The organism is Lysinibacillus sp. FSL K6-3209, from assembly GCF_037976175.1.
Taxonomy (GTDB): Bacteria; Bacillota; Bacilli; order Bacillales_A; family Planococcaceae; genus Lysinibacillus; species Lysinibacillus sphaericus_D.
The window spans coordinates 4,023,514-4,041,803 of record NZ_CP150264.1; the positions used below are offsets into that span (position 1 = coordinate 4,023,514).

At 41.4% G+C, this 18,290-nt stretch carries 10 protein-coding genes, 2 rRNA genes and 2 riboswitches; all 12 genes read right to left on the bottom strand.

All coding sequences use genetic code 11. From position 1 onward, the window contains the following. Window positions 1–147: 147 nt before the first annotated feature. A 23S ribosomal RNA gene (locus tag MHH88_RS19605) occupies window positions 148–3,075 on the bottom strand. Between the two features lie 242 nt (window positions 3,076–3,317). Continuing rightward, window positions 3,318–4,869 (bottom strand): 16S ribosomal RNA (locus tag MHH88_RS19610). Together the 16S and 23S rRNA genes form the textbook arrangement of a ribosomal RNA operon. 410 nt (window positions 4,870–5,279) lie before the next feature. Continuing rightward, entirely contained in the window at window positions 5,280–6,584 is a 1,305-nt protein-coding gene (locus MHH88_RS19615) for an NCS2 family permease (protein ID WP_069511267.1), read from the bottom strand. 130 nt (window positions 6,585–6,714) lie between these two features. Then, window positions 6,715–6,816, bottom strand: a riboswitch (purine riboswitch). A 1,019-nt stretch (window positions 6,817–7,835) separates the two neighbouring features. After that, window positions 7,836–8,504: an MOSC domain-containing protein gene (locus MHH88_RS19620; protein ID WP_339260151.1), complete on the bottom strand. Its 669-nt coding sequence runs from the start codon at window positions 8,502–8,504 to the stop codon at window positions 7,836–7,838. 192 nt (window positions 8,505–8,696) lie between these two features. Then, window positions 8,697–10,250, bottom strand: a complete 1,554-nt coding sequence (guaA, locus tag MHH88_RS19625; protein ID WP_024363990.1) for a glutamine-hydrolyzing GMP synthase — start codon at window positions 10,248–10,250, stop codon at window positions 8,697–8,699. Window positions 10,251–10,405: 155 nt separating this feature from the next. Continuing rightward, a riboswitch (purine riboswitch) is annotated at window positions 10,406–10,506 on the bottom strand. A gap of 35 nt (window positions 10,507–10,541) precedes the next feature. Beyond that, window positions 10,542–12,749, bottom strand: coding sequence for a transglutaminaseTgpA domain-containing protein (locus MHH88_RS19630; RefSeq protein WP_339260153.1), 2,208 nt, complete (start codon window positions 12,747–12,749; stop codon window positions 10,542–10,544). Then, window positions 12,746–13,927, bottom strand: a complete 1,182-nt coding sequence (locus MHH88_RS19635; protein ID WP_339260154.1) for a DUF58 domain-containing protein — start codon at window positions 13,925–13,927, stop codon at window positions 12,746–12,748. Before MHH88_RS19635 ends, MHH88_RS19630 begins: the two co-directional genes overlap by 4 nt. Further along, window positions 13,924–14,868 carry a MoxR family ATPase gene (locus MHH88_RS19640; RefSeq protein WP_069511277.1) on the bottom strand — a complete coding sequence of 315 codons (945 nt, stop codon included), beginning with the start codon at window positions 14,866–14,868 and terminating at the stop codon, window positions 13,924–13,926. The genes MHH88_RS19635 and MHH88_RS19640 overlap by 4 nt, the downstream gene beginning before the upstream one ends. A gap of 218 nt (window positions 14,869–15,086) precedes the next feature. Further along, entirely contained in the window at window positions 15,087–15,764 is a 678-nt protein-coding gene (locus MHH88_RS19645; protein WP_069511279.1) for an ABC transporter ATP-binding protein, read from the bottom strand. Further along, window positions 15,764–16,573 carry an ABC transporter permease subunit gene (locus tag MHH88_RS19650; protein ID WP_256093174.1) on the bottom strand — a complete coding sequence of 270 codons (810 nt, stop codon included), beginning with the start codon at window positions 16,571–16,573 and terminating at the stop codon, window positions 15,764–15,766. The genes MHH88_RS19645 and MHH88_RS19650 overlap by 1 nt, the downstream gene beginning before the upstream one ends. Further along, window positions 16,573–17,025 (bottom strand): nitrous oxide reductase accessory protein NosL, encoded by a 453-nt coding sequence (locus tag MHH88_RS19655; RefSeq protein WP_069511281.1) that lies wholly within the window; start codon window positions 17,023–17,025, stop codon window positions 16,573–16,575. Before MHH88_RS19655 ends, MHH88_RS19650 begins: the two co-directional genes overlap by 1 nt. Next, window positions 17,022–18,290, bottom strand: a complete 1,269-nt coding sequence (locus MHH88_RS19660; protein WP_339260156.1) for a NosD domain-containing protein — start codon at window positions 18,288–18,290, stop codon at window positions 17,022–17,024. The genes MHH88_RS19655 and MHH88_RS19660 overlap by 4 nt, the downstream gene beginning before the upstream one ends.

Genomic DNA, 18,290 nt, shown 5'->3' on the forward strand with positions numbered 1-18,290 from the left:
GCTTCATTCGTTCAGTCAGTCACGTACAGATATACGCTCCTTCCTTCTCTCAATTGCTTCCGCGAACTACTCGTATCTTGAAATCCTTTTATGAAAGATTGTTCTTTCAAAACTGGATAAACGGTACATTGAATGTTTCAAACTTTTTTGGTTAAGTCCTCGATCGATTAGTATTCGTCAGCTCCATGTGTCACCACACTTCCACCTCGAACCTATCTACCTCATCGTCTTTGAGGGATCTTACTTACTTGCGTAATGGGAAATCTCATCTTGAGGGGGGCTTCATGCTTAGATGCTTTCAGCACTTATCCCGTCCACACATAGCTACCCAGCGATGCCTTTGGCAAGACAACTGGTACACCAGCGGTGTGTCCATCCCGGTCCTCTCGTACTAAGGACAGCTCCTCTCAAATTTCCTACGCCCACGACGGATAGGGACCGAACTGTCTCACGACGTTCTGAACCCAGCTCGCGTACCGCTTTAATGGGCGAACAGCCCAACCCTTGGGACCGACTACAGCCCCAGGATGCGATGAGCCGACATCGAGGTGCCAAACCTCCCCGTCGATGTGGACTCTTGGGGGAGATAAGCCTGTTATCCCCGGGGTAGCTTTTATCCGTTGAGCGATGGCCCTTCCATGCGGAACCACCGGATCACTAAGCCCGTCTTTCGACCCTGCTCGACTTGTAGGTCTCGCAGTCAAGCTCCCTTGTGCCTTTACACTCTACGAATGATTTCCAACCATTCTGAGGGAACCTTTGGGCGCCTCCGTTACCTTTTAGGAGGCGACCGCCCCAGTCAAACTGTCCGCCTGACACTGTCTCCTGCCCCGCTAAGGGGCATGGGTTAGAATTTCAATACAACCAGGGTAGTATCCCACCGACGCCTCCTTCGAAGCTGGCGCTCCGAGATCTCTGGCTCCTACCTATCCTGTACAAGTTGTACCAAAATTCAATATCAGGCTACAGTAAAGCTCCACGGGGTCTTTCCGTCCTGTCGCGGGTAACCTGCATCTTCACAGGTACTATAATTTCACCGAGTCTCTCGTTGAGACAGTGCCCAGATCGTTACGCCTTTCGTGCGGGTCGGAACTTACCCGACAAGGAATTTCGCTACCTTAGGACCGTTATAGTTACGGCCGCCGTTTACTGGGGCTTCAATTCGCAGCTTCGCTTGCGCTAACCACTCCTCTTAACCTTCCAGCACCGGGCAGGCGTCAGCCCCTATACGTCACCTTACGGTTTTGCAGAGACCTGTGTTTTTGCTAAACAGTCGCCTGGGCCTATTCACTGCGGCTCTCATGCGCTTGCACGCTCAAGAGCACCCCTTCTCCCGAAGTTACGGGGTCATTTTGCCGAGTTCCTTAACGAGAGTTCTCTCGCACACCTTAGGATTCTCTCCTCGACTACCTGTGTCGGTTTGCGGTACGGGCACCTCTCACCTCGATAGAGGCTTTTCTTGGCAGTGTGAAATCAGGAACTTCGTCCATACGGACTCGCCATCACAGCTCAACGTTACAGTGTGCGGATTTGCCTACACACACGCCTTACTGCTTGGACGCGCACAACCAACGGCGCGCTTACCCTATCCTACTGCGTCCCCCCATTTCTCAAACGGTGAGGAGGTGGTACAGGAATATCAACCTGTTGTCCATCGCCTACGCCTATCGGCCTCGGCTTAGGTCCCGACTAACCCTGAGCGGACGAGCCTTCCTCAGGAAACCTTAGTCATACGGTGGACGGGATTCTCACCCGTCTTTCGCTACTCATACCGGCATTCTCACTTCTAAGCGCTCCACCAGTCCTTCCGGTCTGACTTCAACGCACTTAGAACGCTCTCCTACCACTGACATCGTAGATGTCAATCCACAGCTTCGGTGAATCGTTTAGCCCCGATACATTTTCGGCGCAGCGTCACTCGACCAGTGAGCTATTACGCACTCTTTAAATGATGGCTGCTTCTAAGCCAACATCCTGGTTGTCTGTGCAACGCCACATCCTTTTCCACTTAACGATTACTTTGGGACCTTAGCTGGTGGTCTGGGCTGTTTCCCTTTTGACTACGGATCTTATCACTCGCAGTCTGACTCCCGTGTATAAATATCTGGCATTCGGAGTTTGTCTGAATTCGGTAAACCGGGATGGCCCCCTAGTCCAAACAGTGCTCTACCTCCAGTATTCTCATCACGAGGCTAGCCCTAAAGCTATTTCGGAGAGAACCAGCTATCTCCAAGTTCGATTGGAATTTCTCCGCTACCCACACCTCATCCCCGCACTTTTCAACGTGCGTGGGTTCGGGCCTCCAGTAAGTGTTACCTCACCTTCACCCTGGACATGGGTAGATCACCTGGTTTCGGGTCTACGACCACGTACTAATTCGCCCTATTCAGACTCGCTTTCGCTGCGGCTCCGCCTTCTAAAGCTTAACCTCGCACGTAATCGTAACTCGCCGGTTCATTCTACAAAAGGCACGCTATCACCCATTAACGGGCTCTAACTACTTGTAGGCACACGGTTTCAGGATCTCTTTCACTCCCCTCCCGGGGTGCTTTTCACCTTTCCCTCACGGTACTGGTTCACTATCGGTCACTAGGTAGTATTTAGCCTTGGGAGATGGTCCTCCCGGATTCCGACGGAATTTCACGTGTTCCGCCGTACTCAGGATCCACTCTGGAGGGAATAAACTTTCGACTACAGGGCTTTTACCTGCTCTGGCGGACCTTTCCAAGTCGCTTCATCTAACTCATTCCTTTGTAACTCCGTATAGAGTGTCCTACAACCCCAAGAGGCAAGCCTCTTGGTTTGGGCTCTTCCCGTTTCGCTCGCCGCTACTCAGGGAATCGATTTTTCTTTCTCTTCCTCCAGGTACTTAGATGTTTCAGTTCCCTGGGTCTGCCTTCAAGACGCTATGTATTCACGTCAAGATACTACGCGATTAAACGTAGTGGGTTCCCCCATTCGGAAATCTCCGGATCAAAGCTCACTTACAGCTCCCCGAAGCATATCGGTGTTAGTGCCGTCCTTCTTCGGCTCCTAGTGCCAAGGCATTCGCCGTGCGCCCTTAATAACTTAACCTAGTTATTAAGCCTAAAAACTTAATTTAAAAAATAAATGTGTTTGTTACAATTTCAATGTCGTTTTATCCAGTTTTCAAAGAACAAATTCACTACCTGTTTCTACTTCTTCGCAAATTTGCGACGAAAGCGTAGCGACAGGAGCACAGTTTTGAAGTATTTCATCGTAATGATGAACCTTCAAAACTGAACGCAAAACGTAATCTTACAAACCCAAGGTTTGTATTCCGAAAATATCCTTAGAAAGGAGGTGATCCAGCCGCACCTTCCGATACGGCTACCTTGTTACGACTTCACCCCAATCATCTATCCCACCTTCGGCGGCTGGCTCCAAAAGGTTACCTCACCGACTTCGGGTGTTACAAACTCTCGTGGTGTGACGGGCGGTGTGTACAAGGCCCGGGAACGTATTCACCGCGGCATGCTGATCCGCGATTACTAGCGATTCCGGCTTCATGTAGGCGAGTTGCAGCCTACAATCCGAACTGAGAACGACTTTATCGGATTAGCTCCCTCTCGCGAGTTGGCAACCGTTTGTATCGTCCATTGTAGCACGTGTGTAGCCCAGGTCATAAGGGGCATGATGATTTGACGTCATCCCCACCTTCCTCCGGTTTGTCACCGGCAGTCACCTTAGAGTGCCCAACTAAATGATGGCAACTAAGATCAAGGGTTGCGCTCGTTGCGGGACTTAACCCAACATCTCACGACACGAGCTGACGACAACCATGCACCACCTGTCACCGTTGTCCCCGAAGGGAAAACCATATCTCTACAGTGGTCAACGGGATGTCAAGACCTGGTAAGGTTCTTCGCGTTGCTTCGAATTAAACCACATGCTCCACCGCTTGTGCGGGCCCCCGTCAATTCCTTTGAGTTTCAGTCTTGCGACCGTACTCCCCAGGCGGAGTGCTTAATGCGTTAGCTGCAGCACTAAGGGGCGGAAACCCCCTAACACTTAGCACTCATCGTTTACGGCGTGGACTACCAGGGTATCTAATCCTGTTTGCTCCCCACGCTTTCGCGCCTCAGTGTCAGTTACAGACCAGATAGTCGCCTTCGCCACTGGTGTTCCTCCAAATCTCTACGCATTTCACCGCTACACTTGGAATTCCACTATCCTCTTCTGCACTCAAGTCTCCCAGTTTCCAATGACCCTCCACGGTTGAGCCGTGGGCTTTCACATCAGACTTAAGAAACCACCTGCGCGCGCTTTACGCCCAATAATTCCGGACAACGCTTGCCACCTACGTATTACCGCGGCTGCTGGCACGTAGTTAGCCGTGGCTTTCTAATAAGGTACCGTCAAGGTACAGCCAGTTACTACTGTACTTGTTCTTCCCTTACAACAGAGTTTTACGAACCGAAATCCTTCTTCACTCACGCGGCGTTGCTCCATCAGGCTTTCGCCCATTGTGGAAGATTCCCTACTGCTGCCTCCCGTAGGAGTCTGGGCCGTGTCTCAGTCCCAGTGTGGCCGATCACCCTCTCAGGTCGGCTACGCATCGTCGCCTTGGTGAGCCGTTACCTCACCAACTAGCTAATGCGCCGCGGGCCCATCCTATAGCGACAGCCGAAACCGTCTTTCAGTATTGTCCCATGAGGGACAATAGATTATTCGGTATTAGCCCCGGTTTCCCGGAGTTATCCCAAACTATAGGGTAGGTTGCCCACGTGTTACTCACCCGTCCGCCGCTAACGTCAAAGGAGCAAGCTCCTTCTCTGTTCGCTCGACTTGCATGTATTAGGCACGCCGCCAGCGTTCGTCCTGAGCCAGGATCAAACTCTCCATAAAAGAAATTTGATTAGCTCAAATTGTTTTACTGGCATCAATTTTGATGTCCAAAATTTTGTTTCGTTCACTAACGAAGTTAGCTAGTAAAAACTATATTGATTACGTTTTGCTTGTTCAGTTTTCAAGGTTCATTTTGCTAGTTACTAATAAGTAACTTTTTATAATTTAACACACATTCAATATGATGTCAACTATTTTTTTCTTGCAGTGTGTTGTTCACATGTTTCGTAACAACGTGTTTAAATATAACATCTCGTATCATAGTTTGCAAGTGTTTAATTGAAATAAAACTATTCAGTCAATAATAACTAGTAGTTTCTTCTATAGTATATTAAGTGTCAGGTACTCAAGCAATTTCGAATAAAAAGCTCCTCTTCGTTTTCACAAAGAGGAGCTTTTTCGTCTTTACATTATCGAACCCAAATAAAGTATGCAAGGAAGACAAAGAACAATCCGTACATCATTGGGTGAACTTCTTTTTTACGACCTGCTAAAAGCATTGTTACAGGATAGAATACGAAACCGATTGCAATCCCTGTTGCAATTGAATAACCAAGCGGCATCATTAATACTGTGAAGAACGCTGGAACTGCAATTTCAAATTTATCCCATTCAATTAAACGTAATGATGAAACCATTAATACACCTACGATAACAAGTGCTGGTGCTGTTACCGCTGAAGTAACAACAGCAAGTAATGGTGAGAAGAATAGCGCGATTATGAATAGCACTGCTGTAACAACTGCAGCAAAACCTGAACGGGCACCTGCTGCTACACCTGAAGTTGATTCTACATAAGCAGTAGTTGTTGAAGTACCAAATAACGAACCAATTGTTGTAGCTAATGCATCCGCCATAAGTGCACGGCTTGCGCGTGGTAATTTATCGTCTTTTACTAGACCAGCTTGAGTAGCAACAGCCATTAATGTCCCTGCTGTATCGAAAAAGTCAACGAATAAAAATGTTAGTACTACGACTAAAAATTTAACGTTTATTAAAGAATCAAAGTCATTAAAAATCGGTTTAAGTGCAACCATAAATGTTGAATCTACACTTGGAATTGCTGATACAACCGATACAGGTGGTGCAATGACACCTGTGATCATACCAACGACCGCTGTAATAACCATCCCTAAGAAAATACCGACGCTGCGGAATTTTAAGATAAGAATGACAGAAATAATAATACCGAAAACCGCTAAAAGAGTTGAACCTGTAAATGCACCTAATGTTACTAAAGTTGCTGGACTATCTACAACGATACCCGCTCCTTGTAACCCTACGAATGTAATAAATAAACCAATACCAGCTGATACTGCATATTTAAGTTGTGCTGGAATTGCATTAATAACTGTTTCACGAATACCTGTAAGTGAAAGGATAATAAAAATAATCCCTGAGAAAAACACACCTGTTAACCCAGTTTGCCAAGGAATACCATACGCTCCTACTACAGTGAAAGCAAAGAATGCATTCAATCCCATACCTGGGGCTAATGAGATTGGGAATTTAGCGAAAATACCCATAATCAAAGAACCGACTGCTGCTGCTAATGCTGTTGCTACGAATACAGCACCTTTATCCATTCCTGCATTTTCCAGAATACCTGGGTTAACCGCTAAAATATAAGCCATGGCAAGGAATGTTGTAATACCACCAATTATTTCGCGGCGATAATTAGTACCTAATTCATCGAACATGAAATATTTTTTCATTTTTGAAAGATCCTCCGTATTGTCGTCTTCAATACCGAAAACAAAAAAGACACGCTGACTACTCTACTAGTCGCATGTCTACGATATATTTCAGCACTCATAATGTGTGAAATAAATTAGTTACTATACATTCGTATAAAACTAAAATCGTAGTCAAGTTATTTACGGTAACTTGGTAGAAACTCACGGGCCTTATCCCCGACATTATACGACGACTTATTTAATTTACAATCGTAATATATCATTTCGTTTTTTAGATTTCAACCCCATTTCCGAACATTTCTTATAAAAAAAATACGAAAGTTCGTATAAAATACGGAATTAATGTTCAGTTTTTGGAAAAAACACAGAAAAATAAAGAAAAAGAACTCTTTTTCTATGAGTTCTTTTTAGCGTTAGCACTAAAGTGCAAAGAGCATCGCAATACAATTATTAAAGATATGGAGGGTAATTGAATACACGATATTAAAATTCGATTTGTAATAAATGACGCCAAAGACGAGCCCAGAGTAAAAGTAAGGTATCACTTGAACAATTTCTGAAAAACTATGTACATGTAAAAGGCCAAATAAGAAACTTGAAATTCCAATCGAGAAATAAACCCCTATCTTTGTCTTTAACTTTTTCAGGATGATTTCCCTAAATATTATCTCCTCATTCACCGGCCCCAGCAAAACGACTGGAAACAAAAAGATAAATAGCATCATACCTTGCGCTATCTGCAAAACATGGTTGACGCTAGATTGATTTGACGAGTTAGCAAAGGAATCAACCAATGGATCTATAAACATTACACCTAGATATAGTAACAACAATCCAACAATAAACAATTGAATAAATTTTAAAGGTTTGTTTCGAATATCTTTCAAACCAAGAATTATTTGGCTATGTAATGATATAAAGGCTATGATGCAAACCATTCCATGTGCAAGACAAAATAGCATTAAGAAAGTATTTAGTTCAGTCTGATTAGCGGGCGAATTAAAAAGCTTTGGCAATACAAGCACCAGTGATATGTAACTAAATAAAATCACGCTATACTTATATTTTCGTAACATTATAACCATTCCTTTCAATTTTTTCACTACTCATTACTACAGAAACAATTATAGTTTTTAGACGATTTTATTGTAATAACATGCTATTTAGGATGCAATTCATTTGATCGTAAGCTAATACATTGAAATTCCTTACATAAATAAGAACCCCCTATAGCCTAAAAGCTAAAGGGGGTTCTTATACTTTTGTGCTTTACTTCCCTACTCGACTCTGCAACGACTGAATCTTTTTTTCTAATTTTTGTTGCCAATCTAACGCTAATGCATCCACCGCTTGAATGTTCTTCATCGCACCTACATCATTGTTTTTATAATAGACTTCGTTGCAATATAAAACAGATATACCCGCAGGATGTCTTTCAATCAATTCAATCGTTGAATCTGCACTGATTGTTCCCTCGATTAGCACACGTGCAAGGTAGCCCGTATATCCCGTTTCAATTAAACGTTTGAGCAATATATCTGCCTTTGCATATCTATCAATCGTGCTACACGGAATACGCCCTTGCGTAATTTGAATAACAGCATTTCCAATTTTATAAGTATCTCCTATACAAACATCCGCTTCCAACATGTTCGTTACCGTTAAATTCTCACCGAATGTTGCAGTCGGCAGTTTTTTTCCTAGTTCTTGTTCCCATTGTATGTAATGCTCTGCAGGATATAAACAAACAGCACGATCAGGTCCACCATGATGTTTTTTATCTGCTACATCATCTCCCTCAAATCCACTCTTTCTCAAATAAACTTCTTGTACTTCTTGTTTTTCAATTCCCGTTATCATTGATCGCCCGTTGCTATAGTTCAATTCTTTTGGCATACCGACAGCTAATGTGTGAATCGTCGCAATACTTTTCTCCATTTTCATCCCCCTCAATTAAAAGCCAACGTCATTTCATAAACTTAGTTTACTACATCCAACACTTTTCCAGCAATTCCACTCTTTCTACAATGGTTTATGGTCTGTCTCCATGTTGCACCCGTCATCCTCACGCAACAAAAAAGCCCTAAACCCCTGTGTTACCAGGGCATTTAGGACTCTTGCTATTTGCGATTATTCCCACTCAATTGTTGCTGGTGGCTTAGAAGTAATATCATACAGCACGCGGTTTACGTGTTTTACTTCGTTTACTAGACGAACAGAGATTTTTTCTAGAACGTCCCAAGGGATACGTGCCCAGTCAGAAGTCATACCGTCGATAGACGTTACGGCACGGATACCGATTGCGTAGTCATACGTACGAGCATCGCCCATTACACCTACTGAACGGATATCAGGTAATACCGTGAAGTATTGCCAAATGTCACGATCAAGACCAGCTTTTGCGATTTCTTCACGTAAGATGAAATCAGATTCACGAACAATTTCAAGTTTTTCTTCTGTTACTTCACCAAGTACACGAATACCTAAACCAGGACCTGGGAATGGTTGACGCCAAACAATTTTTTCATCTAAACCAAGTTCTAAGCCAAGTGCACGCACTTCGTCTTTGAATAATGTTTTTAATGGTTCAATTAATTTGAACTGCATGTCTTCAGGAAGACCGCCTACATTATGGTGAGATTTGATTGTTTGCGCAGTCGATGTACCAGATTCAATAATGTCTGTGTATAACGTTCCTTGTGCAAGGAAATCCATACCTTCTAATTTTGAAGCTTCTTCATCGAATACATAAATAAATTCGTTACCGATAATTTTACGTTTTTTCTCTGGATCAGATACACCCGCTAGTTTGTCCATGAAGCGTTGACGTGCATCGATTTTAATTAGGTTCATATCGAAATCTTCTGTGAAAGTTTTCATCACCTGTTCAACTTCACCTTTACGGTTTAAGTTGTGGTCTACGAACATACAAGTCAGTTGGTCACCGATTGCTTTATGAATAAGTACTGCAACAACAGAAGAGTCTACTCCGCCTGAAAGTGCACATAATACTTTTTTATCGCCAACGATTTCGCGAATTTTAGCAATTTCGATTTCGATAAAGTTTGCCATTGACCAATCGCCTTTAGCGCCACAAATATCGAATACGAATTGACGTAGTAAATCATTACCATATACAGAGTGACGAACTTCTGGGTGGAATTGTACTGCATATAGTTTACGTTCTGCGTTTGCCATAGCAGCGATTGGACAAGATGCACTTGTTGCAATGATTTCAAAGCCAGCAGGTACTTCTGTTACGTGGTCGCCATGACTCATCCAGACGATTTGTTCTGTTGGTAAATCACCGAATAATTTATTAGCAGCCGTTACTTGAACTTCCGCTTTACCGTATTCACGTGTTTCAGCGCCTTCTACTTTACCGCCTTGCGTATGCGCCATTAATTGCATACCATAGCAAATACCTAGGATTGGTAAACCTAATTCGAAAATAGCTGGATCTACATGGAATGCATTGTCATCATAAACAGAGTTAGGACCACCTGAAAAAATAATACCTGCTGCATTCATGTCTTTAATTTCATCTGCTGTAATCGTATGTGGGTGTAATTCACTGAAAACACCAAATTCACGGATACGACGCGTAATTAATTGGTTAAATTGGCTACCGAAGTCTAGAACGACGATTTTTTCTTGCTCTTTTAATAAAGGGCTTGCTGACAATATTTCCACCTCTTCTTCTATTTTTAAAGGACGTTTTCATATGTTCAAAGAAAAACGCGTATGAAAGTAAAAAAAACTTCCTACGCGTCCATAAGCTCTTGATATATAAAGGGGAATGCGTAACAAAGAAAAGTGATGTATAAAACTTCTCACCTAGCCAAAACATTCACCTTCATAGAGAAATCATTACGGTGATTTCGTAGAAACATCCGAACCCTATTTTCGAACTTATATGAAAGCCATCCTAATCATATATAATTTTTTTCATTTTACTCTTTGTACCCATTAAAATCAACCGATTGTGCGATTGATTAAATATTCCCAACTTTCCCGCAGTTTAACGAAGTCAACATCTTGTGCATTCTTGCCATAAATATGTTGCTCGTATACGGCCGTTAACTTTTGCATCTCTTCTGTCTCTAGCGATGCATCTACCCGTTCAGCAAACGCTCGCAATGTTTCGCCATGTTTTCGTTTTAAGCCAATGCGCCCTAATTGCTTTGTTAACGCCTGATAAGAAGCATCAAAACTTGACCAATCCGCTTCTTTTTTGCGATAGACACGCACCTGCATTTTAGGAATCCATGTTTTTCGTTGTACAAATAAAGCCACACCAATAATAATGAGTAAAGCCATTAGCGTGAACCAAACATATTTTAACGATTTCACCCAAGCCCATACACGGTCTAAGCTAAAAGCTGAATTGTTAGCTGTTTGCTCTGTTGGTTGCTCTTTCTTTTGCTGCTGCGCTGGTTTTTCTTCTGGTTGTAGTACTTCTTCTTGCTGAGGTCGATTTTGCTGTAAATCATAATCAATATTCACTGTACCAGAAAAGCCAATTGTAGGTTCAAACTCTATCCACCCTGTGCCTGGAACATATGCCTCTACCCAAGAGTGGGCATTGTCATTCGTCACTTTATATTCACGCAGACCATTTGATAACGCCCCTGCATCCCCTGGTGCAAAACCTTTCACCCAGCGAGCGGGAATGCCGATAGAACGGAGCATAACAACCATGGATGTAGAAAAGTTATCACAGTAGCCTACTTTTGTATCGAATAAAAATTGATCTACATAATCTTGTTTTTCAGCAGGAATAGCTGCTGCTTTTTTATCGTATCTATAGTTTCCCTTTGAAAAATAGCCTTCCACTGCCTTTATTTTTTCGTATACAGAGGCTTTATCACGCGTTATATCGAGCGTTAAATCTTGTACACGCTGCGGAAGTGTGTCAGGTAATTGTAAAAAACGATTATAAGAAGGATCTAATGTTTCTAACATAGCTGGTTCAGACATTTGAAGCTGTTGCAAACTAAAGTTTGGCTCACTATAAGTGATCGTATAGTTTGACAGTAATTTATTACTACCATTATCCGTCGTCACCAATTCGCCACTCGGTTGTTTTGTTACTATTTTTTCGGTTTGTCCATCTTGAATATACAAGGTAGGGTCCTCTGCCGAAACGGATAACATGCCATATGTTTGAATTAAAAATGGCATAGGGACAGCCATATCTATTTGAATTTGCCGTTCATTTTCTCGTGGTCCAACCTGCAAGGATGTATAAATTGGGGTATCGTTTTCAAAAACAGCTTCCCCCACATACTCACCTGATAACACCCAGCCTTTCGATGTATACGTATCTTTAGTATCGATACGCCAATAATGACGATCACGTGAGGTTGCCGTAAATATTAATGTATTATCTCCTTTATACGGACCACCTAACCTACTGTCATCATCACTATAACCAACTGTTCTTTGTCCATCTCCTACACCATCTTGCCCTGTAACGCTTTTGATGAACGGTACTGGATCAGCCCATGTAGGTCCTGCTTTTGGTAAATAGAATGCCACCATACTGACAAGTGCCACCGAAATAAGCATTGGTAAAACAATTTTCCACTTTCTAAGCATATCGCTCGGTGCATCGAGCTGAAGTCTTAAACGTTTTAAAAAAAGTACACCCGTCATAATTAGACCAAGCACAATTACTTTAATAATAGCGAGCTTTCCATTATATTCACTAAACGTATCAAGTGTCGCGATGAAAAATACAGTTAATACGAAGAAGTAGAAAATATTATGATGCACTGTAATCCAGTGGTGAATTAAATAAATTAACATCCAAATCAACGCTAAAAACAATACTGTTCTAAATGCATCTGATACTTGTCCAAAATTCCCTGAAAAAATATTCACCATGTTCCACGTCACTTCATTCACTAAAAATGGAATGGTGTGTCCTGAAAAAAACGGATTCTCGCTATAAACAAATATAACAAACCATGTAATATAACCTAACTTTATAAGCCCGGACAATAACGGTCGAACTTTAAATAAAGAAAGCACTAGTGCTAAGCCGATAAAAACTAGAAACAACTGACTTAAACCTGTATTGGTTAATTGCATAACTGGTGTTAGCCACTCACGTAATATAAAGAAAATAATGACGTACGCGAAAGCTAGCTCAATAGAATGTTCTAGTGATTTTTTCACGGCTTCATCACCTCCGTGAACAAGTGGTAATAATCTGTTGGGTTTACATGTACGACTTGAATATGTTTATAACGCTTTGTTACATCAGAACGTGCCTGTGTCTCTTGAGATACTACAAAACAAATACAACTTTTCACCGTATTACCTAAAGTATGTAGTAATTCATCTGATATATCACTCGTAACATATAGAAGCGTTGCCACACGCTGAAGGACTTGGGTATCACGCAATTGATATTTGGCATTTTCAACAGGATTGACACAAGCTAAATGATGCATCACTCGATCTAATTGCTTTTCACCTTGGATGGAAGAAAACACTTTTGTTTTTACACCTGTTGAAACAAAGGAAATATCCCCACGCCCTCGTACAATCGCACTAAGCATTGAAGCGACCAACTCCACCTTCTCTTCAAATAACGGAGAAGGACCTACATCGAGCATTAACATCAATTCCTGTGATTGACGATCTTCAAATTCCTTTGACTGAAGTGTTTGTGTTTTTGCAAAAGACTTCCAATGAATCCACGAAAAGCGGTCACCTGGTACATATTCGCGTAAACCTATAGCCATTGATGTGTCCTTCACAATGGAATAAGGGGTCATCATGGACCCAACATCTAATTTTGTTTGTAATGTAGCATATTTTATATCATGCACTCTCGGATAAACTAGAACGATTTGTTCTTTTTCTACCAAAATGCGCTTCTTTGCCCATCCGAAAAAATCATGGAAGATGATTTGCGCACCTAAATAACGATGCTCACCACGTGACAAGCTTTCAAGTGTGTAACGCCAAGTAAACGTTTTTTTAAAACCAACGAATTTTATGGCGTCTTTCTCTTGCACCTTTGACTTCACTAGCATCTCGCTACCAACAAGTTCTTCCATCAGCATATACGCAAATGGAAAACGCGTTTTTCTTTCTACACTTATTGTCACCTGAACCGATTGTCCGCTTTCTACATGAGAAGGTTCAATTTTGCGCTCTACACTGTATATTTCCTCCCGCACAAGTTGGAATATAAAAGCATACAACAAAAATGGACTTACCGTAAAAAAGACAAACCAGCTGACAAATCCACCTTGAAACATAGCATAACAAAACGTAATAAGTATCAGAAAGCTCACTAATAGAAAATGTTTACTTTTTTCAAAAAGGGCTCGCCATTTCTTCATTGCTCTGCTAACCTCTTCGTCGGTACAGGCGTTTTCGCAATAATACGTTCAATAATTTCTTCTGCTGTTACATCATCATAACGCGCATCTGGCTTGAGCACTAATCGATGGCTAAAGACATAGGGCGCTAAATATTGAACATCGTCCGGTATCACATAGCTGCGACCTTTCATAAATGCATATGCCTGAGATGCTTTCATCAAAGCAATAGTCGCTCGAGGACTAACCCCTAAATACACGTAGCTATTTTCTCTCGTTTGAGAAGCCAGTTCAACCATATAATTTTTAACGGAGTCCTCCACATAAACACCTTGCACAAGTTGCTGTAATTCAATTAATTGTGCCACCGAAAGCACAGCATCAATTTTTTCAATAGACTTGCCATTTTCAGCACGACGCAGTATTTCTACTTCTTGCCCTCTCGTTGGATAGCCCATTTTTATTTTTAGTAAAAAGCGATCTAGCTGCGCCTCTGGTAAAGGATACGTACCCTCGTGTTCGATAGGGTTTTGCGTCGCCATAACGAAAAATGGCTGATTAATCATAAGTGTATTGCCATCAATAGTAACAGACGCCTCCTCCATCGCTTCAAGTAATGCCGATTGTGTTTTCGGTGACGTTCTATTAATTTCATCAGCCAAAACTACATCGCCCATAATCGGCCCTGGACGAAATTCAAATTCCATTGTTTTTGGGTTATAGATTGAAACACCTACAACGTCTGAGGGCAGTAAATCGGGAGTAAATTGAATACGTTTGAATTGGGCATCGAAGGATTTAGCAAGCGCACGTACCATCATGGTCTTACCAACTCCTGGCACATCCTCAAGTAATACGTGCCCCCTTGCAAGTAAGGCTACAATGCTAAGTTCTGCTACCTCTCTCTTCCCTATCATTACTTTCTCTATATTTTCTAATACCATTTGGATTTGTAAATTCATAAAACAAAAAACCTCCCATTTTCGCTAACCAATTATTTGAATTGCACGATAATTTAGTTCAAGCATATCGAAAACTGTTTCGTAACACAATTAATGTGCCATTATCCAGTTAAAATCATAAATTAACATATTTTATATGCCTCTATAAAAAGAGGTTTGTTTGATGTTTCTTATCAAACAAACCTACCTATTAGTATAACGTTTCATTTACAAAAATGTTACAGATTTAATTTTTTTAACCATAAACTCTCTAGTGTAGCAACATTTTCATTTCTCAAAATTTCTTTTAAGTCTCCTGAAAGTAATATATTCCCTTCATGTAACACTAACACATCGTCCGCTACTTCCTCTACAAATCCTAGTAAATGTGTAGAAAATATCACTGTATTGCCCATTTCCTTTTGTTCCAGCATCATTTTTTTCAACTCTGCAATCCAAAATGGGTCTAGTCCATTCGTTGGTTCATCTAAAATAAGGAGCGACCCCGCACCTAGTAAACTTTGTGCAAGATTTAACCGTTGCCGCATTCCCTTCGAAAACTGTTGAACCCTTTGCTTTCTAACGTCCCACAAGCCCACGCGTTTCAATACTTGCTCTTGCTCTTTTTTATCTATTCTTTTCAAAGAGGACAGTAACTGCAAAACTTCTGCTGCCGTTAACATTGAGGGAAAATCTACATCATCTGGCATATAACGAATCGCCTGACTCTCCTGCCATTTCAGCTCCCCTGACATTGGTTTCTCCTGTCCAGTTAACAGGCGAATAAGCGTACTTTTCCCTGCTCCATTACCACCTGCTAACGCTAAAATACGCCCTTTTTGCACAGTAAAGGATACATCTTTAAGCCCTCTATTATTTTCATAGACATTCGATAGATGATTCGCCTCTAGTAACACTACCGCTTCTCCCCTTTCTTTAGTCTCCTTGCAGTAAAGGCAAGCGGTAAAGCTACCCACAAACATGTTACCAATCCATATACCACATAGCCCAATGGTGATGCATAAAATGCTGTCACACTATAAAAAGATGGACCAAGCACACTGGCCTGTTTTGTAAATATAAAGTAACCAAAGCGCAACCATTCTACAGGATTAATATGCATAACAATAATCGTTAACTTTTGTAAAAGATGCCCTGCAACTACTGTGCCAATTGCCATTAAGGCATACGACAGAAGCAATAAGAAAAATGACCATAAAACTAACGACAGCGATAGCGCAAATAATCTCGTTTTCGCTACCGCCCCAATAGCTAGCGCTAAGGAAGTAAAAATAGCAATGCATAATAATGTTAGACTTATAAAAATAAACGGCAAACGTACGCCACCAAGTAATCCGCCAAGTGCTAAAACAACACCAAACGCCACCATCACGATTAATAAAAAGGCAATAACAGTAGCTAAATACTTTCCAAAAATATATTGTTTACGCGTCATCGGATAGGTTTTTAATAAAGAAAACCACCCTGTCTCTATATCACCAGCAATACTCATACTGCCAATTGTCAAAATAAATAGAGGCAATAAAAATAAAAGGACATTTAAAAACGAAGCGGTTTGACGAGTAAAACCTTCTACATCAGGCAGTGCCATTTGCTGGATAACTATAATCGATGTAAAAACAAAAGTGAAGAGTAAGCCAACTAATTGCATCCACCGACTGCGCAACATTTGTTTCAATTCAAGTTTGATGAGCATGCTGTACATCACTGATGAATCCCCCAATTAAAATCGCTTAAATCCTCATAAGTAAGCACTTGTCCCTTACCTTCAGTAGCCATCCACGATTGCGCAGCTTCTTGCGTTTCGAAAGCAAGTACACCATAATTCATCGGCGTCCAATAATCTTTGTTGTAGACAAACGTCGCCTTCGAAACATCAATCCATTTATTCTCTTTTGCATCCTTAATGAATGCAGCTCCAACCTCTTCGTCCCCATTTGTCGCAATATACTCAATTAAACACCCAATATCATCAAACATTTCATAGTCACCATTTTTCAAGGCAATTTGTCCGGCATACTCGTTATGCACAATTGACATATTACAAACTTTACAAACATCGGTTTCATTGACAATGTCACGTGGTTTAAACGTTTTTTCACTACACCCTACAGCCAGTAAACAACTAACGCAAATTATTAGTATCCACTTTTTCATTCCATCAAACCTCTTTTCCATAGCCATACACTACTTAAAATAAAAAATAGACCTAGCAAAAACTGTGCTATATCCATATCTGCTTTTTTTACACTTTGGTCTTTCACCAGTTTCGGCGTTTCATCAACAAGCACCGTCCTCGCACTTTTATTGATTTGCTGATCCAGTGAAGTTAGTAAAACAACACTTGGTGACGCTACAAAATATTGATACACTGGCTGTCTGACCATCCATTGTCCAAAGCTAGATACAGCGACATATGGAACATCGCCAGTACCGTCATTTTTTAAATCCGTTCCAACATAATCATCATAATAATTACTCGCTAACTGAAAGCCTTGTTGATCGGAGCGAGCGGTTAATATATTGCCAGTAAACTGATTATTTTGCACAACTGTTTGGTCATCTACCTTTGTTCCTTCAATGGCCGTTTGATTCATTTGAAAATGATTATGCATAATTTGAACCTCTGCACTTTTTTGTAATGCAATGGCCGTTCGATTGTTCTTCATCGTATTATAAGCAAGGTCTGCACGTTGCACATCATATAGCAATGCTCCGCTGCCATTCATATCGTTATGATTGATGACTAGATTGTCCTTAATCGTAATGCCGCTGGTCATCATCACCATCAATCCTGTTACATTGCTCGCATACGTATTGTTTAGAGCTTTAGCATTTTCAGTATACATAGAATGCGTACCATAACGGCTATTCTCTACTGTATTGCGTTGAACAACAATGCCGTCAACCTCTTCTACGTAAATACCATCTTGCACTTGTTTAATATTACTATCTTCAACCACTATCTTCTCGCTTTGATAAATAGCTATACCATTACCCTTTTTCGAATAATGCGCCAAAGTGCCAACTATTTCAACATGTTGGATGTGGACATTTTCGCCGTGTTGAATATGCACAGCACTATGCACGTCGTTAATTTTCAATTGTCGTAGCACAAGACCTTCCACCTTACTAGCAACAATTCCCTTTTTTCCCGATAGCGTCATATTGTCAATCATTACTGCGTCTGCACCTTCAATACGAATTGCTGGTTCTTCCCCAACGGCTGCAATCTCTGTGCCTTTTTCTCCACGCAATGTAATGTTTTTTGTCACAATTATATTCCCTTTATAATGACCTGCTGGAATGTTGACGACTGCCCCAGGTTCCGCTCTGTCGATTGCCTCCTGTATATCAAATTTTGCATAGGCAGTCGAACTTATACATAGCAAAAACAATAAGACATATCCTATTTTTTTCAC

Coding starts and splice junctions, on each gene's coding strand:
- MHH88_RS19615 (WP_069511267.1), bottom strand. CDS start 6,584: ATGAAAAAATATTTCATGTTCGATGAATTAGGTACTAATTATCGCCGC.
- MHH88_RS19620 (WP_339260151.1), bottom strand. CDS start 8,504: ATGGAGAAAAGTATTGCGACGATTCACACATTAGCTGTCGGTATGCCA.
- MHH88_RS19635 (WP_339260154.1), bottom strand. CDS start 13,927: ATGAAGAAATGGCGAGCCCTTTTTGAAAAAAGTAAACATTTTCTATTA.
- MHH88_RS19640 (WP_069511277.1), bottom strand. CDS start 14,868: ATGAATTTACAAATCCAAATGGTATTAGAAAATATAGAGAAAGTAATG.
- MHH88_RS19650 (WP_256093174.1), bottom strand. CDS start 16,573: ATGTACAGCATGCTCATCAAACTTGAATTGAAACAAATGTTGCGCAGT.
- MHH88_RS19655 (WP_069511281.1), bottom strand. CDS start 17,025: ATGAAAAAGTGGATACTAATAATTTGCGTTAGTTGTTTACTGGCTGTA.